Origin of the sequence: Actinoplanes awajinensis subsp. mycoplanecinus (assembly GCF_001509495.1) — a bacterium.
GTDB classification, from domain to species: domain Bacteria; phylum Actinomycetota; class Actinomycetes; order Mycobacteriales; family Micromonosporaceae; genus Actinoplanes; species Actinoplanes palleronii.
Map to the genome: position 1 here is coordinate 35429 of NZ_LLZH01000331.1, position 20736 is coordinate 56164.

Here is a 20736-nt window from a genome sequence, read left to right on the forward strand (position 1 = left end):
ATCGGACCGGCCACCGCGCCCGGCCCGGCATCGAGGAGGCCGCCGTGACGACCAGCCTGGCCGGAACCACCGGTCCCACCGTCGGGGGCCTCTCCGCGGCCGAGGTCGCGGCGCGACTCGCCGCCGACGGCCCGAACGTCGTGGCCGCTCCCCCGCGCCGCGGTGTCGCGCGACGGGTCGGCCGCCAGCTGGCCGACCCGTTGGTCGCACTGCTGCTGGCCGCGGGGGCGGTGACCACTGCCCTCGGCGACCTGCCGGACACCGTCATCATCGTGCTGGTGGTGGCCGTGAACACGGTGATCGGCGTGGTCCAGGAGATCCGGGCGGACGCGGCCATCGCCGCACTCGACCGGCTGGCCGCACCGGTCGCCCGGGTGGTCCGCGACGGCCGGGACCAGCTGGTGCCGGCCGCCGGGCTGGTCCGCGGTGACCACGTCCGGCTGGAGGCCGGTGACGTCGTCCCCGCCGACCTGGACCTCACCGAGGCGCAGCGGGCCACCTTCGACGAGTCGGCGCTGACCGGGGAATCGGTACCGGTGCACCGCGACGTGACCGAGGCGGCCGGCGCCGGGACCGTGCTGGCCGGCGGCCGGGCGGCTGGCACCGTGCTGCGCACCGGCGCGGCCAGCGCGCTCGGCCGGATCTCCGCCCTGGTGGCCGGCACCCGGCCGGGGCCGACCCCCTTGCAGCGGCGCCTCGCCGCGCTGGGCCGGATCCTCGGCCTGACCGCGGTCGCGGTGTCGGCGCTGGTTTTCACGCTCGGTCTGCTCGCCGGGGAACCGTTCGTCCGGATGGCGATCACCGCGGTGAGCCTGGTCGTCGCGGCGGTGCCGGAGAGCCTGCCCGCCGTGGTCACCCTGGCGCTGGCGCTCGGTGCCCGGCGGATGGCCCGGACCCGGGCCATCCCGCGCCGGTTGCACGCGGTCGAGACGCTCGGCTCGGTCACCGTGATCGCCTCCGACAAGACCGGGACCCTCACCGAGAACAAGATGACGGTGCAGCGCGCGGTCACCGCGGACGGCGTGCGGCACACGGTCACCGGCACCGGGTACGACCCCGCCGGGCGGGTGTGGCGCCGCGACGGCGGCACGGTCCCGGACGGCGGCCCGCTCCGGGCGCTCGCCCGGGCCGGGGCGCTGTGCAACGACGCGGGCCTGCTGGCGCCGGACGGCGACCGTACCGGATGGGCGGCCGCCGGCGACCCGATGGAGGCCGCCCTGCTGACCTTCGCCGCCCGGTGCGGCCTGGATCCGGAGGCCGAGCGCGCCGCCGCGCCCCGCGTCGCGGAACTGCCGTTCGAGCAGGCCCGGCGGCGGATGACCACGGTGCACCGCCGGGCCGACGGCTACCTGGTGGTCCGCAAGGGCGCGCCGGAGGCGGTGCTCGACCCCGGGCGCGACGCGGCGTTGCTGGCCGCGGCCGCGGAGCTGGCCGCCGACGGGTTGCGGGTGCTGGCGGTGTCCACCGCGGAGACCACCGGCCGCCCGGACCCGGCCGGGCCGTTACCGCTGCGGGCGGCCGGGCTGGTCGGCATCGGTGACCCGCTGCGAGACACCGCGCGAGACACCGCGCAGGCGTTCGAGCGGGCCGGCGTACGTCTGCTTCTGATCACCGGTGACCACCCGGGAACCGCGGCCGCCATCGGCCGGCGGCTCGGGATCCTGCCCGCCGGCGAGGCGGTCGCCGAGGGTGACCGGGGCCGACTGACCGGCGACGACGTGGCGAAGACCCGGGTGTACGCCCGGACCCAGCCGGAACAGAAGCTGGACATCATCGCCGCGCTGCAACAGCGCGGCGAGGTGGTGGCGATGACCGGCGACGGGGTGAACGACGCGCCCGCGCTGCGCCGCGCCGACATCGGCGTGGCGATGGGCAGCGGCACCGAAGTGGCCCGGCAGGCGGCCGAGCTGGTCCTGGTCGACGACAACCTGGGCACCGTGACCGATGCGATCGGCGAGGGCCGGCGTATCTATGACAACATCCGCCGCTTCCTGCGCTACGCGCTCTCCGGTGGCCTGGCCGAACTGCTGGTGATGCTGGCCGGTCCGCTGCTGGGCATGCCGCTGGCGCTGCTGCCGGCCCAGCTGCTCTGGATCAACCTGCTCACCCACGGGGTGCCCGGTGTCGCGCTCGGTGCCGAACCCGCCGAGGCCGACGTGCTGCGCCGGCCGCCGCGCTCGCCGCAGGAGTCGGTGCTCGGCGCCGGTCTGCTGCGCGGTGTGCTGATCGGCGGGGGCCTGCTCGCGGCGGTGACCCTGGCCGCCGGTGTCGCCGCGCACCGGCTGGAACTGCCGTGGCAGACGGTGATGTACCTGGTCCTCGGCCTGGCTCAGCTCGGTGTCGCGCTGGCGGTGCGGGCCACGGCGGCGCCCGGGACGCCGCGCGGTCTCGCCCTGCCGGCCGCGGTCGCCGGGTGCCTGCTGCTGCAGGTCGCCGGGGTGATGATCGGACCGTTGCGGACGCTGCTGGGCACCGAACCGCTGACCGCGGCGACGATCCTGGCCTGTGTCGCGGTCGCCGCCGTGCCCGGCACCCTGCTGCGGCTCACCGGGCGGCGGCACTGAGCCACCCGGCCGCAGCGGACGGGCCCTGTTCCTCTTCCGCCGACCGGCCGGGCAGCCGGACGATCGGTACAGGGAAGGTCAGCACGGCCACCCACGCCACGGATCGGAGGCCGGCCATGCAGGCTCGGATCAACGACCACATCGTGGTCGAGGGCACCCACCTCGGCCTGGAACGACGGATCGGCATCATCGTCGGCATCGACCATCCGGACGGCAGCCCGCCGTATCGGGTGCACTGGCTGGACAACGGGCGCACCACGCTCTTCTTCCCCGGCCCGGAGGCGCACATCGCCCCCGCGCACGGCAGTCCGGTAGGCCCGGGGCGGTAGCGCCGTGCGGCAGACCGTACGCCTCGGGAGCGTCCACGGTATCCCGGTGGGTGCCCACTGGTCCGTGCTGCTGATCCTGTTCCTGCTCGTCTACTCCCTGGCGGTGGGCATGCTGCCGGCGGTCGCCGGCGGCTATCCGCCGGCCGGGTACTGGCTGACCGCCCTGTTGATCGCGGGGTTGTTCCTGACCGGGCTGGTCGGGCACGAGCTGGCTCACGCCGTGATGGCCCAGCACTACCGGATTCCGGTCACCTCGATCACGTTGTGGGCGCTCGGCGGCATCTCCGAGCTGGACGGCAAGCCGCACCGCCCCCGCGCCGAGCTGCTGATCGCGCTGGCCGGTCCGGCCGCCAGCCTGCTGGTGGCGGGCACCTTTGCCGCGGCGACGGCCCCGGCCGGTCTGGCCGGCGCCGATCTGCTGCGGATCGGCCTGAGCTGGCTGGCCGAGGCCAACCTGCTGCTGGCCGGGTTCAACCTGCTGCCCGGCGCGCCGCTGGACGGCGGACGTGCTCTGACCGCGATCCTCTGGGGGCTGCGCGGGGATCGGTCCGCCGCCCAGCGGGTGGCAGCCCAGACCGGCGGGCTGCTCGGTCTGCTGCTGGCCGGTGCGGGCGTGATGGCGCTGGTCGCCTACGCGGCCACCGGCGGCCTGTGGCTGATCCTGCTGGGGTGGTACCTCACCGTCGCGGCACGGGGCGAGGAGACGGCGGCCGCCCTGTCCGACCAGTTGCGCGGCATCCTGGTCGGCGAGGTCATGTCGACGCCCGCGGTGTGCGGCTACGCGGGGCACACCGTGCCGCAGTTCGTGACGGGCACCGCCCGGTGGTGCCCGCACCGCGCCTACCCGGTGACCGACATCGACGGCCGGCTGGCCGGCCTGGTCACCGTCGCCACGCTGGCCGCGGTGCCGCCGGAGCGCCGGGCCAGCACCCGGCTGGCCGACGTCATGATCCCCCGGTCCCGGTTGCGGGTGACCCACGTCGACGAGGCGCTGCTCGACATCGTGCCCGCCCTGGACACCCCGGCCCGGACCGTGGTGGTCGTTGACCAGGACCGGCCGTCCGGTGTGGTGACCGCCGGGGACGTCAGCCGGCTGGCGGGCGTGGCGCGGCTCGGGGCACACCCGGCCGGTCGCGCCGCGCGGTGACCGTGGCCCGGACGGTGCAGGTCACCGGGTGAGCGGGACCCGCCAGGTGACGGCCGTGCCCGCGCCGCCCTCGCCGGGCCCGATCTCGAAGCTGCCGCCGAGGTCCTCCGCCCGTCCACGCAGATTCACCAGGCCGCCACGGGCCCGGTCCGGGTCGGCGCCCACCCCGTCGTCCTCCACGCAGACCACGACGTGATCACCGGCGGCGGAGACACCCACCCGGACGCGGGTCGCCTGCGCGTGCCGGGCGACGTTGGACAGCGCCTCGCGCAGCACGGCCAGCAGCTCGGGCACGATGTCGTCGGGGATCGCGCTGTCGACCGGTCCGCTGATGTCCAGGGTCGGGCGGAAACCGAGGCCTGCGGTGGCCTCCTCGGCCAGGTCGCGGATCTCGCCGCGCAGCGACGGCCCGGTGGGTGCACGCAGCTCGAAGATCGAACGCCGGATGTCGCGGATCGTGGCGTCGAGGTCGTCGACCGCGGCGTTGATCCGCTTGGCCACCTCGGGCTTACCGGCCTGGTGCACGGTGCCCTGCAGCTGCATGCCGGTGGCGAACAGCCGCTGGATCACCACGTCGTGCAGGTCGCGGGCGATCCGCTCACGGTCCTCCAGCACCGCCAGCTGCCGGCGTTCCTCCTGGGCCCGGGCCCGTTCCAGGGCGAGCGTGGCCTGCCCGGCGAAGGTGGACAGCAGCACGGCGTCCTGGTCTTCGGCCGGCTGGCCGGGGGCCTGCGTCACGATCAGCACACCTTGCAGGGAGTCCGCGACGGCGAGCGGGGCGGCCAGGGCCGGCACGGCCGGGACCTCGCCCGGCCACTCGGTCACCGTGCGCAGATTGTCCAGGGGACGGAAGCGTTCCTGCCCGAAGGCCGCGACGGCGTCCTTGTCCACCGGCACGAGCTGCCCGGCCAGCGCCGCGTACGCCGGATCGGCGCTGTCGGCCACCTCGATGGTGTACCGGCTGTTCGGTTCGTCGTAGAGCATCACCAGGACCAGCTCGGCGCCGGACACCTCCCGGGCCCGGCGGGCGATCAGCCGCAGCGCCTCGGTGCGCCGCACGGTGCCGAGCAACACGCCAGTGATCTCGGCGGTCGCCGCCAGCCAGCGCCCGCGGCGCTGGGCGAGCTCGTAGAGCCGGGCGTTGTCGATCGCGATGCCCGCGGCGGAGGCCAGGGCCACCACGATCTCCTCGTCGTCGTCGGTGAACTCCGCGGCCCCCCGTTTCTCGGCGAGGTAGAGATTGCCGAAGATCTGGTCCCGGGTGCGCACCGGGACGCCGAGGAAGCTGTGCATCGGCGGGTGGTTCGGCGGGAATCCGAACGAATGCGGGTGTTTGCGGATATCGGGGAGACGGACCGGTTGCGGGTCGGTGATCAGCAGGCCGAGGACTCCCCGGCCGTGCGGCAGGTCGCCGATCCGGGCATGGGTCGCCGGGTCGATGCCGTGGGTGATGAAGTCGGAGAGGCTGCCGTGGTCGGGCGCGAGCACGCCGAGCGCCCCGTATCTCGCGCCGACCAGCGCGCACGCGGCCTCCACGATCCGTTGCAGCGTGCTGCGCAGGTCGAGGTCGGTGCCGATGCCGACGACCGCGTCGAGCAGGGCCCGCAGCCGCTCCCGGCTGGCCACCACGTCGCCGACCCGGTCCAGCATCTCCTGCAGCAATTCGTCCAGGCGCACCCGGGACAGCGGAGGGAGCCCCAGCGTGGGTAGCTCAGCCATGCGGTCAGCCTAGAACGCCTGACCGGGCGGCGGAATCGTCCTGACGAATCGATCTACTTCACCGGGACCACGCGGTGAGCACCGATCAGTCGCGCCCACCACGGCCGGCGTTCTGCGGAACGCAGCGGCGGGCACCCGGCGCGTTTGACGCTGACCCAGCCACCCGGGCCCATGGTGACCGCGCCGATCGCCGGGCGGGAGCGCGCCGCGGCGCCGGCCGCCACCGCGATCGCCACCGCGCCGGCGGCGGCCAGGGCCGCTCCTGCCAGCCGGGTGACGTCGACGACCGGGCGGTAGACGGCGGTGTCCGGGCCGACGATCCAGGCCCCGACCGTGCGATCGCCGTCGGTCACCGGCAGGACCGTGACCGAGCCTGTGCTGACCGGGCCCGCCGGGGCGGCCGTGGCCGGCCGCCCGTCGAGTGCGATGGTCATCTCTCTGCTCTCCTATCGGCTGTCCGAGCCGGCCGTCCCGGCCACCGCGGCCCGGCCCGCCTCCAGCCGGGCGATCGGCACCCGGAACGGCGAGCAGGACACGTAGTCGAGGCCGGCGTCGTGGAAGAACCGGACCGAGGCGGGGTCGCCGCCGTGCTCGCCGCAGACACCCACGGTCAGGTCCGGCCGGGCCGCGCGACCGCGGTCGACCGCGATCCGCACCAGCTCGCCGACGCCGGACCGGTCGAGGCTCTCGAACGGCGAGACGGCGAACACGCCCAGCTCCAGGTAGCGGCCGAAGAACGCGCCCTCCACGTCGTCACGGGAGAAACCCCAGGTCATCTGGGTGAGATCGTTGGTGCCGAAGGAGAAGAACTCGGCGGCACCGGCGATCTCCCCGGCGGTCAGCGCCGCCCGCGGCACCTCGATCATGGTGCCGATCCGGATCGGCGGTGCGCCGGGCACGGCGGCGAGCACCCGCTCGGCCTCCGCCCGTACGATCTCCAGCTCCTGGATCGTGCCGACCAGCGGCACCATGATCTCCGGCCGCGGGTCGCCGCCGGCCGCGGCCCGCGCCGCCGCGGCCTCGGCGACCGCGCGGACCTGCATCTCGAACAGACCGGGAACGACCAGACCCAGGCGTACACCGCGCAGGCCGAGCATCGGGTTGGACTCGTGCATCCGGCGGACCGCGTTCAGCAGCACCCCGGCGTGCCCGGCGTCCTCGCTCAGTGCTTCGGCGCGCGCGACCCGGGCGGTCAGCTCCTCCAGCGGGGGCAGGAACTCGTGCAGCGGCGGGTCGATCAGCCGCACGGTGACCGGCAGCCCGTCCATCGCGGTCAGCAGCTCCTCGAAGTCGGCGCGCTGCAACGGCAGCAGCGCGGCCAGCGCCGCCTCCCGCTCGGCGGCGGTCTCGGCCAGGATCAGCCGCTCGACGAGCACCCGCCGGTCGCCGAGGAACATGTGCTCGGTACGGCACAGGCCGACCCCGGTCGCACCGAACCGCCGGGCCCGGGCCGCGTCCGCGCCGGTGTCCGCGTTGGCGTGCACGCCCAGCCGGGCGACCTGCCCGGCGTGGTCCATCAGCCGCTCGATCGCGGTGAGCAGCGGGTCGCCGTCCGCGGTCACCTCGCCCTCGAAGTACCGCACCACCCTCGACGGGTGCACCGGGACCGGTCCGGGGTAGACCCGGCCGTTGCCGCCGTCGATGGAGATCACGTCGCCGGCGTGCACGGTCCGGCCGCCGACGGTGCACGTGTCGCCCTCGATCCGCAGCTCTTCGGCTCCGCAGACGCAGGTCTTGCCCATGCCGCGGGCGACGACGGCGGCGTGCGAGGTCTTGCCGCCGCGTGCGGTCAGGATGCCCTGCGCGGCGATCATGCCGGGCAGGTCGTCCGGGTTGGTCTCCCGGCGCACCAGGATGACCGGCCCGGTCGCGGCCGCGGCGGCCGCCGAGTCGAACACCACCGCGCCGACCGCGGCGCCGGGTGAGGCCGGCACGCCGGTGGTCAGCGGCGGCGGGGCGGCCGCCTCGTCGAAGCTGGGGAACATCAGCTGGGCCAGCTGCTCGCCGGTGACCCGGCGCAGCGCCTCGTCGAGGGTGATCACCCCTTCCTCGACCAGCTGTGCGGCGATCACGAACGCGGCCGCCGGGGTCCGTTTGCCGACCCGGGTCTGCAGCATCCACAGCTTGCCGGCCTCGATGGTGAACTCGATGTCGCACAGGTCGCGGTAGCGGTCCTCGAGCCGCTGCATGACGGCGAGCAGTTGCTCGTAGGAGGCGGCGTCGACGGTGGCCAGCTCGTGCAGGGGGACGGTGTTGCGGATGCCGGCCACCACGTCCTCGCCCTGGGCGTTGCGCAGGTAGTCGCCGTAGCTGCCCCGCCGGCCGGTCGCCGGATCGCGGGTGAACGCCACCCCGGTCCCGGAGTCGTCGCCACGGTTGCCGAAGACCATCGCCATCACGGTGACCGCGGTGCCCAGATCCTGCGGGATGCGCTCCTGCCGGCGGTAGAGCACGGCCCGCTCGGCGTTCCAGGAACGGAACACCGCGCCGATGGCGAGGAACAACTGCTCATGCGGCGCCTGCGGGAAAGCGCGCCCGGTGTGGGTTTCGAAGACTTTCTGGTACGCCCGGACCAGGTCGCGCAGCTCTCCCGCGGTCAGCTCGGTCGTACCGAAGCCGGCCAGTTCGGCCTCGAACGCCTCGGCGGGCACGTCGAACACGGTCCGGCCGAACATCTGGATCAGCCGCCGGTAGGAGTCCCAGGCGAACCGCTCGTCGGCGCTGACCCGGGCCAGGCCGGTCACGCTGGTGTCGTTCAGGCCGATGTCCAGGATGGTCTCCATCATCCCGGGCATCGAGAACTTCCCGCCGGACCGCACCGACAGCAGCAGCGGGTCGTCCGGGTCACCGAACGTCTTGCCCAGCGCGGCCTGCACGCCGCGCAGGTGGTCCTCGACCTCGTCGAGCAGCCCGGCCGGCAGCGTGCCGGTACGCAGGTAGGCGCGGCAGGCCTCGGTGGTGATGGTGAACCCGGGCGGGACCGGCAGGCCCATCCGCGTCATCTCGGCAAGGTTGGCCCCCTTGCCGCCGAGCAGGTCCTTGAGGTCCTTGTTGCCGTCGACGAAGTCGTACACGTATCCAGACACCTGAATCCCACCCTCGCTCCCTGACGATTCGTGCTCCTCCTTCGTTGGTAGCCCCGGGCGGGCCCGCGGAGTAGGGCCGTCGGCCCGGTCCGGCGGGACCTGAAGCCCTGCCGGACCGCGCCCCGAACGCGTCCGATGAGGGTGGAGGTATCGGAGAGGAGGCCTGCAGCCATGGCCGAGAAGAAGATCGTCGTCGGGTTCGACGGGTCGCCCGCCGCCGGCGTCGCCCTGACCTGGGCGCTCGACGAAGCGGATCGCACCGGGGCGCACGCCGCACTGGTGTACGCGGACGAGTGGCCGTTCTGGGCGCCGGCCGCGAGCATGGTGCCGTCCCCCGCTCTGCGTCCGGACGACTACGTGGACGAGGTGATCGGCGGGGTGCTGGACCGGGCCGTCACCACGGCCCGGAAGACACACCCGCTGGTGCCGGTGTCCGCCACGACCGTGCGCGCGCTTGCCTCGACCGCGCTGGCCCAGCAGTCCGAGCAGGCCGCGATGATCGTGGTCGGCTCCCGCGGGCACCGCGCCCTGGCCGGCTTGCTCGGCTCGGTCGGCGCGGCGGTCGGCGCGCACGCGCACTGCACCGTGGTGGTGGTCCAGGGCCGGTCGGCCGCAGGCGCGCCCGTGGTCGCCGGCGTCGACGGCTCCCCGCTCGCCCCGGTCGTGCTGCGGTTCGCCGCCGAGCAAGCCGCCGGCCGCAAGGTCGCGTTGCGGGTGCTCCGGCTGGGGCCGCCCGACGGCGAGCACCGCGCGGCCGCCGGCGGTCAGGACGCGTTCGACGCCGTGGTCACCGCGGTCCGCGACGAGTTCCCGGACCTGGAGATCCACGTCGGAGCCGTCACCGGGAACTCGCCGGACGCGCTGGTCGCGGCCGGTGACACCGCCCAGCTGGTGGTGATCGGCAGCCGCGGGCGCGGTGCGGTGCGCGGCCTGCTGCTCGGCTCGGCCGTCCGGCACCTGCTGCGGTACGCGACCTGCCCGGTCGCGATCGTGCACGAGCACGAGGATCAGGAAGAGCACCAGGAGCAAGAGGCGGAACGCAGCGCAGCCCGGGTCGGGCCGTGAGGGCGCGGGAGGGCGACCTGATCGTGATCGAGCCGGCCGGGCTGAACGGCCGGCGCCGGATCGGCGTGATCATCGCGGTGGGGCGGCCCGGCGGGCTTCCGCCCTACCGGGTGCGCTGGTTCGACAGCGGCCACACCACCTTGCTGTTCCCGGGTCTGGGAAGCCGGATCGAACCGGTCCTGTGACCGGCGAGCCGTCGATCGTGCGGGCGAGTGCCGGACCACCGGCACTCGCCTCTTCGCGCCGGTCCGTTCGGCCCTGCTGACCTTCCCGCTCCGGTCCCGACACTGACAGGAGGAGAGGTCACCGGTCATCAGGAGGCGGGGACGATGCGAAGCCAGACGATCGAGATCCGGAGCCCGGCCACCGGACGACTGCTCGGGACCTGTCATGGGCCGGAGCCGGACGGTGCCTGCCCGCTGGTCCGCCCCGACGGCGTCGTGCCGTGCGCGGGGCGGCTCGTCTCCCCGCGCGGCGGCGATCCCCGGTACTGGCCGGTCTGGGTGTCCCCCGGCTGCCGTCAGTGCCGGCTGAACTGGAACGAGCAGGCCGCGGCCTGCCTGCGGGAGGCGGAACGCTGCCGGGCCCGGTGGCGCCGGGGCCTCGAGCGCGAGACCGACCGGGTGCGCATTCAGGCCGCCCGTCGGGATCCCCGGTACCGGCGGATGACCGACCGGGAGCTACGGGTCACCGCGCTGTGGCGGTGGCGGTTGTCCTCGCGTGCCCAGGCTCTGCGGCATACCGAGCAGAAGCACCGGGACTGGAGCCGTTTGTACCTGTCGCTGGCGGAACAGCAGCGCGCCTCGACCCCGGCCGGCCGGGTTCAGTAGGTGGTTCAGTAGGTACCGAAGGGCCCGGGCGGGGCCTCCAGCTTCCGGTCGTCCAGGGCGTAGGACAGCGCCGAGGACACCTCGATCACCCCGGCGACCTGGTGGGTGAGACGTTCCGCGATATCGGCCGACGACCAGCGGTCGACCCGGCCGGACAGGCCGACCACGCCGCCGGTGACGGTGACGGTGACCCCGTCCGCCTCGTCGGCCAGGAACGGCCGCAGCACCTCCGCGCGCACGTCGGCGAGGATCTCGTCGTCGGTACGCAGGTAGGTGCGCAGCAGGTCACCCCGCGACGCGATGCCGACCAGCCGGCCGAGATCGTCGGTGACCGGGAGGCGTTTGACGCCGTTGGCGTCCATCAGCCGGGCCGCGGCGGCGAGTGGCATGCTCGCCAGCGCGACCACCGGCGGCGCGCTCATCAGCCCGGCCGCGGTCCGCGCGGTGGCCTTGGCCCGTTCGCCGCGCCGCCGGCGTCGTTCGAAGATCCGGGGCTGCTCGTCACCGCCGTACTCGATCTTGCGGAGCAGGTCGGCCTCGGAGACCACCCCGGTCACCCGGCCGAAGCCGTCGACCACCGGGACCGCGCTGATCCGCTTGCCCACCAGCAGATCCACCAGGTCGTGATAGGAGGTGTCCTCGGCCACCGACACCACGTCCCGGGTCATCACGTCGCCGATCTTCCAGGTCTTCACCGCTCTCCCCCTTCTGTCGTCCTCTCCACGGTGGTCGTCCGGGGGTCCGGCCAGTAGGGACTTCCGGCCCTAACCGGCGGGACCGGTCGGGACCTGCGACCCTGACGCACCGCGTCGACCGGGATGACGATGGGCACCGGGCTCGACGAAGGAGGGCATCATGCGGACGATGAGCGTCGTCATCGCGGCCGACGGCACCGACGCCAGCCGGTCGGCGACCGTCTGGGCCGCGGCGGAGGCGGCACGCCGCGGACAACTGCTTCAGGTGCTGCACGTACTGGACTGGGAGTGGTCGACCGCCCGCTACGAATTCAGCAATGACCGGTTCGACGCCGATCGGCGGCACGCCGACGGGATCGTGGCCCAGGCCGCCCGGGTGGCCCGCGAGGCGGTCCCGGCGATCGAGGTCGTCAGCGACGTCCTGGTCGGCGACCCGGCCGCGCAACTGGTCGCCGCGTCCGAGTCTGCCGCGCTGATGGTGCTCGGGGACCGCGGGCGGGGTGGCTTCGCCGGGCTGCGGCTCGGGTCGGTCAGCCAACGGGTCGCCACCCATGCCCGTTGCCCGGTCGCGGTGATCCGCGGCGGCCTCCGGTCCGCCGAGGCGCTGGTCGTGGCCGGGGTGGACGATTCCGCCGCGGCTGGTGGTGTCCTCGACGCCGCGTTCACCGCGGCCGATCAACGACACGCCCGCCTGCTGCTGGTCCATTCCTCCCTGCCGCCGTTCCGCGGCTACCACGGTCATCTGTCGGCGGCCGAGTCGCACACCCCGGACCACGACACCGCCGCACGTGACCTGCTCGCCCACCAGGCCGCACCGTGGCAGGCCCGGTTCCCCGCGGTGGCGGTGGACCTGCTGGTGTCACACCTCGGTCCGGCGGCCGCGCTGGTCGGCGCCGCGCGAGACGCCGAGCTGGTGATCGCCGGCAGCCGCGGGCACGGCGTGCTCGCCGGGACCCTGCTCGGCTCCACCGGTCTGCAGCTGTTGCACTACGCCGACTGCCCGGTTCTGATCATCCATCCGTACCCAAAATCTTGATCTCCGGCGGCCCGGCGCCCTCATCGGCCCGGAGGCCGGGAAGGCGCCGGAAGCACCGGCTCAGGACGGCGTGGCCGCCATCTGCATGGTCAGGTCGACCAGCCGGTTGGTGTAGCCCCACTCGTTGTCGTACCAGCCGAACACCTTGGCCGTGGTGCCCTGCGCCTGGGTCAGCCGGGCGTCGAACACGCAGGAGGCCGGATCGCCGATCACGTCGGCGGAGACCAGCGGCGCCTCGGTGTAGCGGATGATGCCGTGCATCGGACCCGCCGCCGCGGTGGCCACCACCTCGTTGATCCGGGCCGCCGGCACCTCGGTGGCCAGAGTGAGCGTCAGGTCGCTGATCGAACCATCCACCACCGGCACCCGCAACGCCACCCCGTCCAACCGGCCGGCCAGCTCGGGCAGGACCAGGCCCACCGCCTTGGCGGCGCCGGTGCTGGTCGGGATGATGTTGACTCCGGCCGCCCGGGCCCGGCGGGGATCCTTGTGCGGCGCGTCCAGCACGTTCTGGTCGTTGGTGTACGCGTGCACGGTGGTCAGATAGCCGTGCTCGATCCCGAACGCCTCGTGCAGGACCTTCACCAGCGGCGCCACGCAGTTGGTGGTGCAGGAGGCCGCCGACACGACCTGGTGCCGGTCCGGGTCGAAACTGTCCGCGTTCACACCCGGCACCAGCGTGGCGTCGACGTTCTTACCCGGCGCCGAGATCAGCACCCGGCCGGCGCCGGCCTTCAGGTGCAGCGCGGCGTCGTCACGGCTGCGCAGCCGGCCGGTCGCCTCGATGACCAGGTCGACGCCGAGCTCACCCCAGGGCAGCGTGTCCGGCGAACGCCCGGCGAACGTCGGGATCCGGTGCCAGCCGACCAGCAACTGGTCGTCGTCGTGGCCGACCTCGGCGTCGATCCGGCCGAACGTCGAGTCGTACTCCAGCAGGTGGGCCAGGGTCGCCGCGTCGTACAGATCGTTGATCGCCACCACCCGCAAGCCGCTGTTGGCCATGTCCGTGGCGGCCAGCCGGCGCAGGTAGTTGCGGCCGATCCGGCCGAAACCGTTGATCGCGATGCGATACGTCATCGTCGTCCTCCCCTTCTCGTCTCTCCCCTCAGCGTCGTCCGGACGTCCGGGCACGGGCAGGGACGAAAGTCCCGGCCGGAGGTGGCGGGCGCCCCGCGCCGGGCGGTCCCGCCCCGGCCTACCGTGACGGTGGGAGGTGTCCCGATGTTCTCGTCCGAGGCGGTCCGGGCGCGGCGCGACGCCGCGGCCCGGGCACTGACCGCCCAGCAGATCTGGACCATGCTGACCCGGCGGACGTTCGCCGTGCTCAGCCACGTCACCCCGGGCGGCGCTCCGCGATCGAGCGGCGTCGTCTACGCCGTCAGCGGCCACCGCATGTTCGCCGTCGTCGCCGTCGACAGCTGGAAGGCCCGGCACATCGCGGCCGACCCGCACGTCGCGGTGACCGTGCCGATCCGGCGCGGTGGTGTGCTGGCGCTGATCGCGCCGATCCCGCCGGCCACGGTCAGCTTCCCGGCGATGGCGACCGTCCACTCCGGCGAAATCCTCACCGAGCTGCCGGACCTGGCCGCGCTGGCCCCACCGGAACGGCGGGCCCGCTGCGCGGTGCTGGAGATCCGGCCGGTCGGCGCCTACGTCACCTACGGGGTGGGCGTACCGCTGCTGCGGATGCGTGACCCCGACCGATCCCGCGCCCGCGTGCCGGTCGGGCCCGGCTGAACCACGTGTGACACCCGCGAACGCATCGCACACCCATCACGCCGGCCTGCGAGGTGGCCATGATCTCCAGCAGCACCGACCATCCGTCGTTCCTGGGCGCACTGGACCGGATCGCGGTCCGCCGCCCGCTGCAGCGGGCCGGTGTGCTCGCCGAACCGCTCGGCCCGCTCCCCTCCGACCCTCCGGAGGTCGGCCGGCTGTTGTCCGACGCCGGCTTCGCCGACCAGGTCAGCAGCCTGGCCGGCACCCTCGGCCGGCGCCCGCGGGCGGTACGCGCCGAAGCCGCCGGGTACCTGCGCGAGATGGGCGCCACCCACACCGGCCGGGCGGTGGACGACTGGTCCCGGATGAGCCGGTGGCTGGCGCGCGCGCACGAACTCGTCCTCGATCCGGAACAACTGCGACGCCTGCGGGTGCTCGACCGGACCCAGTCGCTGCTGTTCCCGTTCTCGCACCGGTCGTACCTGGACGGCATCACCGTCCCGGCAGCGGTCTCCCGGTACGGCATCTCGCCGTCGTTCGTGCTGGCCGGCGCGAACCTCGACGTGTTCCCGTTCAACCACCTGCTGCGCCGGTCCGGCTTCGTCTACGTGCGCCGCTCGACCGCCGACCTTCCCGTCTACCGGCTGGCGCTGCGCTGCTACCTCGCCGAGCTGATCCGCAGCCGGCGCAACCTGTGCTGGTCGATCGAGGGCGGCCGGACCCGGACCGGCAAGCTGCGCCCGCCGACGTACGGGGTGCTGCGCTACGCCGTCGACGCGCTCGAGCAGGATCCCGGGTTGCGCGCCCTGATCGTCCCGGTCTCGATCGTGTACGAGCAGCTGCACGAGGTCGGGCTGATGACCGACGAGGCGCGGGGGTCGCGCAAGCAGCCGGAGGACCTGCGCTGGTTGTGGAGCTTCGGGCGGGCGCAGCGGGAACGGTTCGGTCGGGCCTTCTTGGAGTTCGGTGAGCCCATCCCGCTGCGGGACCGGCTCGCCGAGCTGCGGGCCGACGACCCGTCGGGTGCACACCTGGTGGAGCGGATCGCGGTGCAGGCGTGCCACGGCATCAACCGCGCCACGCCGGTGACCACCACCGCGGTGGTGTGCCTGGCACTGCTCGCCGCCGACCGCGCGCTGACCCTGGACGAGGTGCTGGCCACCGTCGCCCCGCTGGCCCGGTACCTCACCGCACGCGGGCGCCCGGTGGCCGGCGCGGCGAACCTGACCGACCGGGCCACCATCCGCCGTGCCCTCGACGACCTGGCCTCTTCCGGCGTGCTGGCCTGCTTCGACGGCGGCACCGACACCGTCTGGCGGATCGGCCCCGGCCAGCACCTGGTCGCGGCGTTCTACCGGAACACCGCGGTGCACGTCCTGATCGACCGGGCGATCGGTGAACTGGGCCTGGCCGCCGCCGCCGAGGGCGACGGGCCCGGGCTGGGTACCGCGAGCCGGGAGACGCTACGGCTGCGTGACCTGCTCAAATTCGACTTCTTCTTCCCGACCCGGCGAGTGTTCGCCGAGGAGATGGCCGCCGAACTCGCGCTCGTCGACCCGAGCCAGGCCGCCGGGGTGCACGAGTTCACCGCGGCCGACGCCCGGCGCTGGCTGGAACAGCACCCGCCGCTGGTCGCGCCGCTGGTGCTGCGGCCGTTCCTGGAGGCGTACCACGTCGTCGCCGACCGGCTGGTCGCGACGGACGCCGACGAACCGTTCGACGAGGCGCACTTCCTCGACGACTGCTTGCGGGTCGGCCGGCAGTGGGCCTTGCAGAAGCGGCTGGCCAGCGAGGAGTCGGTGTCGCTGGAGCTGTTCAAGCCGGCGCTGCGGCTGGCCCGGCACCGCGATCTCGTCACCTCCGAGGCGCCGGAGCCGGCCAAGCGGCGCGCCGACTTCCTGGCCGAGATCCGCGAGACGCTGCGCCGGGTGAACCTGATCGCCGCGATGGCCGAGCGGAGCCGGTCATGACCGTCACCGCGGCCGAGACCGTGCGGGCGATCCGGGCCGCGCCCGCCGGGCCGCGGGTCGGCGCGTTCTTCGACCTCGACGGCACCCTGGTGCACGGCCACACCGCCGGCGCCGTCTACCGGGACCGGATCCGCCGGGGCGACATCGGCCCCGGCGAACTGGCGCGCGTCCTGCTCGCCATGATCGACGGCGGGGTGCTCGGCGGAGATCCGCAGGCGATCGGGCGGGCCGGCTTCGCCGCGCTGCGCGGCCGCACCGTGGCGGAGCTGTCCGGACTCGCCGAGCGGCTGTTCGCCGAACGGATCGCCGGGACGATCCGGCCCGAGGCCCGTGACCTGGTCCGGGCGCACCTGCGGCAGGGACACACCGTCGCGGTGGCGTCCTCGGCGACCCGGTTGCAGATCGAGCCGGTAGCCCGCGATCTGGGCATCCCGCACCTGGTCTGCACGGAACTGGAACAGCGCGACGGCGTGCTCACCGGGCGCAGCACCACCGGCCTGCTGTGGGGTGAGCGCAAGGCCCGCGCGGTGCGCGGATTCGCCCGCGCCACCGGGATCGATCTCCGCAAGAGCTTCGGGTACGCCAACGGGCTGGAGGACCTCGCGTTCCTCGGATCGGTGGGTCGACCGTACCCGTCCAATCCGGATCCGGTGCTGCGGCACGCTGCCGAAGAGCACGCCTGGCCGGTGTTGACGCTGCGAGAACCGCGGTCACCCGGGTTGTGGGCGGGGCTGGGCACGCTCAGCGCCCTGGCCGGCGTCAACGCGGCGCTGACCGCGGGAGTGGTCTACGGCCGGTTGACCGGTGACCGGCAGGGCGGGATCAACGTCGGGATCGGGCTCTCCGCCGACCTGGGGCTGGCCCTCGCCGGGGTACGGCTGAACGTGACCGGCGCGGAGAACCTCGACAAGGTCCGCCCGGCCGTGTTCGTCGCCAACCACCAGAGCACGCTGGATGCGGTGGTGCTCGGCGCGCTGCTGCGGCACGACTTCACCGCGGTGGCCAAGCGCGAGGCCCGCTTCGACCCGCGGATGGCGGTGATCAGCGCGTTCCTCGACCCGGCGTGGATCGACCGGTCCGATCGGGCCAGCGCCCGGCACACCCTGGACCGGGCCCTGGACCGGATCCGGGCAGGCACGTCGATCCTGGTGCTGCCCGAGGGCACCCGGATGCCGACGCCGGCTCTGGGCCGGTTCAAGAAGGGCGCGTTCCACCTCGCGCTGCAGGCCGGCGTACCGATCGTGCCGATCGTGCTGCGCAACACCGGCGAGCTGGCCTGGCGTCGCTCGCTGATCGTCCACCCGGGCACGGTCGACGTCGCGGTCCTGGACCCGGTCCCGACCGGCGACTGGACGGTGCGTGACCTCGACGATCGGATCGCGACGCTGCGCGACCGGTTCGCCGGCACCTTGGCGAACTGGCCCGCGGAGGTGGCCGCGTGATGGATGCCGACGGGTACCGGATGACCGGGGCGCAGGCCGCGGCCTGGTACCGCGACCGCGACCCCGGCCGACCGGCGATCGTCGGGGTGCTGATGTTGCTGGACGGGGCACCGGACGGGGACCGGCTGCGCGCCGCGCACGACCGGGCCGCCCGGCTGTGGCCACCCGCCCGCGCGTACGTGCGGGAACCGGCCGTGCCGGTCGGGCCGCCGGTCTGGCTCCCGGATCCCGCTTTCGACCTGGACCGTCAGCTGCGCCATGTAGAGCTGCCCGGGGCCGGTGGAACGGACCGGCTGATGGCGTTCGCCCAGGACGCCCTGATGACGCCGCTCGACCGTTCCGGGCCGCTGTGGGACGGCACCCTGATCACCGGCGGGGCGGACGGCCGGGCCGCCTACCTGCTCCGCGTTCATCAGAGCCTGACCGACGGAGCCGGCCGGGTCCCGCTGGCGTCGTTGCTGCTGGGCCGGCGACCGGCGCGCCCGGCGGGCACGCCGGCCGGTCACGCCGACCCGTCCGGGAACGGGCCATCGCCCTGGGCCCTGGCCGCGGCGGAGCTCGCCGAACAGGTCGCCACCCTGCCGCTGGCGGCCGGTCGGCTGGTCGCGGCCGGCACCCGAGCCCTGACCCGGCCGGCGGGCGCCGTCCGCGGTGCGCTGGAGCTCGGGGCGTCGCTGCGCCGCACCGCGGCACTGCGGCCGGCGCGGGGCTCGGACCTGTTCCACGGGCGCGTCGGCGGGCCGTGGCTGCTCGCGACGCTGGCCTGCCCGCTGTCCGAGCTGCGTGCTGCGGCGCGGGCGGCGAACGGGTCACCGCTGGAGGCCTACCTCGCCGCCCTGTTCGGCGGGCTGCGCCGTTACCACGAACGGCACGGCGCGCGCGCCCCGGAGCTGCCGGCGGTCCTGTGCTCCGGCGGTCCGCGGCCGCGCGTGATGTTCGGCGCACCGACCGGCCCGGCCGATCCGGAGGAACGGATCGCCGCGATCCGGGGCCTGCTGCTGTCGCTGCGGGCCGAGCCGGCGATGACCGGTGGGGGACTACTGGTCCCGATCCTGAAGCGGTTGCCGGCGATGATCGCCGCGGCGGTCCCGGACGTGGCCGTGTCCGAGGTTCCCGGGGTGACCCGCAGGGCGTTGCTGGCCGGGACGAGGGTGGACCGGATCCACCGCTTCGAGCCGCCGGCCGGCGCCGCGATCAGCGCGACGCTGCAGATCCACGCCGGGATCTGCGGGACCGGCCTGATCATGGACGGCTCGGTCGTGCCCGACCCGGCGGCGCTCGTCGACTGCCTGCGCCGGGACTTCGACGAGGTGCTGCGGCTGGGCCGCGCGCGAGCGCGCCCGGCACGGTGAGCCCGGGTCGCCACCCATCTGCCGCAGGGCCTGGGCGGCCTTCCCGGCATGACCGCGATGGCCACCCACCAGATGCGCAAGCAGATCGCCGCGATCGGCGTGCCGGAGCTCCTCGACCAGATCGTCGCCTCCGGCGGCCATCTGTGGGCGTGCCGGATGTCCACGGACATGATGCACCTGAGCCGCGACGACCTTCGCGACGACGTGGAGGACGTCATCAACGCGGCCGACTTCATCGAGAAGACCGACGGCGCCCAGCTGTTGTTCATCTGATCAGGGCACCGGCCCGCCCGGGACCGCGAGAAGTGACAAAGGTCGATGCTACTGCTGTCCTTCGGGTCTGCCGGTGACCGGTGGTCGCTGCCACGCTGGCGATAGGAGCGAACCCCCGGGAAGCATCGTGTCCAGAATCGGCGCCACGACAGGTCTCACCACCACCAGGACCCTGGTCCTCGCACCGCGGGTCCCGGGACTCGTGCCGGTGCACAAGGTGCGCAGCGGCACCGGCGAAGTAATCGTCCTCCTCGCCCTGGACTCGCTCGCGGTCACCGTCGCGATCGCGGCGACGCACGCGCCCTGGCCGGTGTTCCTGATCCCGGTGGCCTTCGCCGCGGCCGGGCTCTACCGCCAGCGGCTGCACTACTCCGTGCTCGACGACCTGCCCCGGCTGGTCGTCGCGATCGCGGTCACCGCGGCCGCGGTGCACTGGCTCACCCCGCTGCCCGGCCCCGGCCTGGCGGCGCTCGGCACGCTGCTGGGAGCGGTCCTGCTCGCCCGGACGACCGGATACAGCGTCCTGCACGCGCACCGCCGCAGCTCCCCCGGCCGGGCCACTATCGTCCTGGGCGGCGGTGACCTGGCGGTCCGGGTGGCCGAGGCGCTCCGCGAGGACCGCTCGTGCGGGCTGACCCCGGTCGGCTTCGTCGGGCCGCGCACCCTGGCCCGGCCGGACCTGCCGGTGCTCGCCCCCGAGGAGCAGCTGGAACGGGCCGTCACCCGGTACCAGCCGCTGCACCTGATCGTCGCCTACCCCGCCGTGCCCGAGGGTGAGCTCGTGGCGAGGCTACGCCGGTGCCGCCGGCTCGGCGTGACCGTGCACGTGATCCCGCGACTGCACGAGCTCGCGGTCGGCAGCGACGGGGCGGACCTGGTCGGCGGCATCCCGCTCACCCGGCTGCGCCCCGAGCCGGTGCAGCTGCGCCGCTGGTGGCTCAAGCGGTTCGTGGACGTCGTCGGTGCGGTGACCGCGCTGGTGCTGCTGGCACCGGTGCTCCTGCTCTGCGCGCTGGCCGTCAAGATCGAGTCGGGCCGGCACGCCGTGCTCTTCCGCCAGGAGCGGGTGACCCGCGACGGCGAGCCGTTCACCATCCTGAAGTTCCGTTCCCTCACCCCGGGTGACGAGGGCGAGTCGCGGCGCCGGTGGAACATCGACGCCGACGCGCGGGTCGGCCCGGTCGGACGGCTGCTGCGCCACTCGTCGCTGGACGAACTGCCGCAGCTGGTGAACGTCCTGACCGGCAGCATGTCGCTGGTCGGCCCGCGACCGGAGCGGCCGTACTTCGCGAACGCGTTCGGACACGTGTACGGCGGCTACCCGGACCGCCACCGGGTGCCCGCCGGGATCACCGGCTGGGCACAGATCCACGGCCTGCGCGGGGACACCTCCATCGAGGATCGGGTCCGCTTCGACAACTACTACATCGAGCACTGGTCCATCGGCCTCGATCTGAAGATCATGCTGCGCACGCTGGGCAGCATGATGCACAGACCGCGGGGTTGAGC

The 20736-nt window shown here is 74.1% G+C and carries 17 protein-coding genes and 1 pseudogene; 13 read left to right on the forward strand and 5 right to left on the reverse strand.

The genetic code is table 11. The features are described from left to right. Nucleotides 1–44: 44 nt before the first annotated feature. The 3 genes from ADL15_RS45620 to ADL15_RS45630 all read left to right on the forward strand — a co-directional run bounded on the left by ADL15_RS45620 (nucleotide 45) and on the right by ADL15_RS45630 (nucleotide 4040). Complete coding sequence (locus tag ADL15_RS45620) at nucleotides 45–2564, forward strand: cation-translocating P-type ATPase (RefSeq protein WP_083972544.1); 2520 nt, start codon at nucleotides 45–47, stop codon at nucleotides 2562–2564. 116 nt (nucleotides 2565–2680) lie between these two features. After that, a complete protein-coding gene (locus ADL15_RS45625; RefSeq protein ID WP_067706045.1) occupies nucleotides 2681–2893 on the forward strand; it encodes a DUF1918 domain-containing protein in 213 nt (70 codons plus the stop codon). A 46-nt stretch (nucleotides 2894–2939) separates the two neighbouring features. Continuing rightward, nucleotides 2940–4040, forward strand: coding sequence for a site-2 protease family protein (locus tag ADL15_RS45630; RefSeq protein ID WP_083972545.1), 1101 nt, complete (start codon nucleotides 2940–2942; stop codon nucleotides 4038–4040). Nucleotides 4041–4061: 21 nt separating this feature from the next. On the opposite strand, the gene ADL15_RS45635 is transcribed toward ADL15_RS45630, so the two are convergent. Genes ADL15_RS45635 through ppdK form a run of 3 tightly spaced genes read right to left on the reverse strand, consistent with a single transcriptional unit; the run spans nucleotide 4062 to nucleotide 8845 of the window. Continuing rightward, nucleotides 4062–5759 (reverse strand): GAF domain-containing sensor histidine kinase, encoded by a 1698-nt coding sequence (locus tag ADL15_RS45635; protein ID WP_067706049.1) that lies wholly within the window; start codon nucleotides 5757–5759, stop codon nucleotides 4062–4064. A gap of 53 nt (nucleotides 5760–5812) precedes the next feature. Beyond that, a complete protein-coding gene (locus ADL15_RS45640) occupies nucleotides 5813–6193 on the reverse strand; it encodes a hypothetical protein (RefSeq protein WP_067706051.1) in 381 nt (126 codons plus the stop codon). A gap of 12 nt (nucleotides 6194–6205) precedes the next feature. Beyond that, entirely contained in the window at nucleotides 6206–8845 is a 2640-nt protein-coding gene (ppdK, locus tag ADL15_RS45645; RefSeq protein ID WP_067706053.1) for a pyruvate, phosphate dikinase, read from the reverse strand. A 171-nt stretch (nucleotides 8846–9016) separates the two neighbouring features. Here ppdK and ADL15_RS45650 point away from each other — a divergent pair, with 171 nt between their 5' ends. From ADL15_RS45650 to ADL15_RS45660, 3 genes are all read left to right on the forward strand, one after another. Next, the gene (locus ADL15_RS45650; RefSeq protein ID WP_067706055.1) at nucleotides 9017–9910 is read left to right on the forward strand and encodes a universal stress protein; all 894 of its coding nucleotides are present in this window, start codon (nucleotides 9017–9019) and stop codon (nucleotides 9908–9910) included. Continuing rightward, a complete protein-coding gene (locus tag ADL15_RS45655) occupies nucleotides 9907–10095 on the forward strand; it encodes a DUF1918 domain-containing protein (RefSeq protein ID WP_067706057.1) in 189 nt (62 codons plus the stop codon). The genes ADL15_RS45650 and ADL15_RS45655 overlap by 4 nt, the downstream gene beginning before the upstream one ends. A gap of 144 nt (nucleotides 10096–10239) precedes the next feature. Next, the gene (locus ADL15_RS45660; RefSeq protein WP_067706059.1) at nucleotides 10240–10740 is read left to right on the forward strand and encodes a hypothetical protein; all 501 of its coding nucleotides are present in this window, start codon (nucleotides 10240–10242) and stop codon (nucleotides 10738–10740) included. Nucleotides 10741–10745: 5 nt separating this feature from the next. Here the strand turns inward: ADL15_RS45660 and ADL15_RS45665 are convergent, their stop codons facing one another. After that, nucleotides 10746–11435, reverse strand: coding sequence for a CBS domain-containing protein (locus ADL15_RS45665; protein ID WP_067706060.1), 690 nt, complete (start codon nucleotides 11433–11435; stop codon nucleotides 10746–10748). Nucleotides 11436–11595: 160 nt separating this feature from the next. On the opposite strand from ADL15_RS45665, the gene ADL15_RS45670 reads away from it, so the two are divergent. Beyond that, on the forward strand, nucleotides 11596–12471 hold the full coding sequence (locus ADL15_RS45670; protein ID WP_067706062.1) for a universal stress protein: 876 nt from the start codon (nucleotides 11596–11598) through the stop codon (nucleotides 12469–12471). A 60-nt stretch (nucleotides 12472–12531) separates the two neighbouring features. Here the strand turns inward: ADL15_RS45670 and gap are convergent, their stop codons facing one another. Further along, nucleotides 12532–13548 carry a type I glyceraldehyde-3-phosphate dehydrogenase gene (gene gap, locus ADL15_RS45675; protein WP_067706064.1) on the reverse strand — a complete coding sequence of 339 codons (1017 nt, stop codon included), beginning with the start codon at nucleotides 13546–13548 and terminating at the stop codon, nucleotides 12532–12534. Nucleotides 13549–13692: 144 nt separating this feature from the next. Here gap and ADL15_RS45680 point away from each other — a divergent pair, with 144 nt between their 5' ends. The 6 genes and pseudogenes from ADL15_RS45680 (at nucleotide 13693) to ADL15_RS45705 (ending at nucleotide 20734) form a co-directional block, all read left to right on the forward strand. Beyond that, nucleotides 13693–14208: a pyridoxamine 5'-phosphate oxidase family protein gene (locus tag ADL15_RS45680; RefSeq protein ID WP_067706066.1), complete on the forward strand. Its 516-nt coding sequence runs from the start codon at nucleotides 13693–13695 to the stop codon at nucleotides 14206–14208. A gap of 59 nt (nucleotides 14209–14267) precedes the next feature. After that, the gene (locus ADL15_RS45685) at nucleotides 14268–16160 is read left to right on the forward strand and encodes a lysophospholipid acyltransferase (protein WP_067706067.1); all 1893 of its coding nucleotides are present in this window, start codon (nucleotides 14268–14270) and stop codon (nucleotides 16158–16160) included. After that, nucleotides 16157–17602, forward strand: a complete 1446-nt coding sequence (locus ADL15_RS45690; RefSeq protein ID WP_067706069.1) for an HAD-IB family hydrolase — start codon at nucleotides 16157–16159, stop codon at nucleotides 17600–17602. Before ADL15_RS45685 ends, ADL15_RS45690 begins: the two co-directional genes overlap by 4 nt. Next, nucleotides 17602–18954 (forward strand): wax ester/triacylglycerol synthase domain-containing protein, encoded by a 1353-nt coding sequence (locus tag ADL15_RS45695; protein WP_067706071.1) that lies wholly within the window; start codon nucleotides 17602–17604, stop codon nucleotides 18952–18954. The genes ADL15_RS45690 and ADL15_RS45695 overlap by 1 nt, the downstream gene beginning before the upstream one ends. A 9-nt stretch (nucleotides 18955–18963) precedes the next feature. Then, nucleotides 18964–19227 (forward strand): annotated as a pseudogene (locus ADL15_RS45700) (DsrE/DsrF/DrsH-like family protein); the annotation flags it as partial. A 127-nt stretch (nucleotides 19228–19354) separates the two neighbouring features. Continuing rightward, nucleotides 19355–20734, forward strand: coding sequence for an exopolysaccharide biosynthesis polyprenyl glycosylphosphotransferase (locus ADL15_RS45705; protein ID WP_198171293.1), 1380 nt, complete (start codon nucleotides 19355–19357; stop codon nucleotides 20732–20734). Nucleotides 20735–20736 lie beyond the last annotated feature (2 nt).

Coding starts and splice junctions, on each gene's coding strand:
- ADL15_RS45625 (WP_067706045.1), top strand. CDS start 2,681: ATGCAGGCTCGGATCAACGACCACATCGTGGTCGAGGGCACCCACCTC.
- ADL15_RS45635 (WP_067706049.1), bottom strand. CDS start 5,759: ATGGCTGAGCTACCCACGCTGGGGCTCCCTCCGCTGTCCCGGGTGCGC.
- ADL15_RS45640 (WP_067706051.1), bottom strand. CDS start 6,193: ATGACCATCGCACTCGACGGGCGGCCGGCCACGGCCGCCCCGGCGGGC.
- ADL15_RS45650 (WP_067706055.1), top strand. CDS start 9,017: ATGGCCGAGAAGAAGATCGTCGTCGGGTTCGACGGGTCGCCCGCCGCC.
- ADL15_RS45660 (WP_067706059.1), top strand. CDS start 10,240: ATGCGAAGCCAGACGATCGAGATCCGGAGCCCGGCCACCGGACGACTG.
- ADL15_RS45670 (WP_067706062.1), top strand. CDS start 11,596: ATGCGGACGATGAGCGTCGTCATCGCGGCCGACGGCACCGACGCCAGC.
- gap (WP_067706064.1), bottom strand. CDS start 13,548: ATGACGTATCGCATCGCGATCAACGGTTTCGGCCGGATCGGCCGCAAC.
- ADL15_RS45680 (WP_067706066.1), top strand. CDS start 13,693: ATGTTCTCGTCCGAGGCGGTCCGGGCGCGGCGCGACGCCGCGGCCCGG.
- ADL15_RS45685 (WP_067706067.1), top strand. CDS start 14,268: ATGATCTCCAGCAGCACCGACCATCCGTCGTTCCTGGGCGCACTGGAC.
- ADL15_RS45690 (WP_067706069.1), top strand. CDS start 16,157: ATGACCGTCACCGCGGCCGAGACCGTGCGGGCGATCCGGGCCGCGCCC.
- ADL15_RS45695 (WP_067706071.1), top strand. CDS start 17,602: ATGGATGCCGACGGGTACCGGATGACCGGGGCGCAGGCCGCGGCCTGG.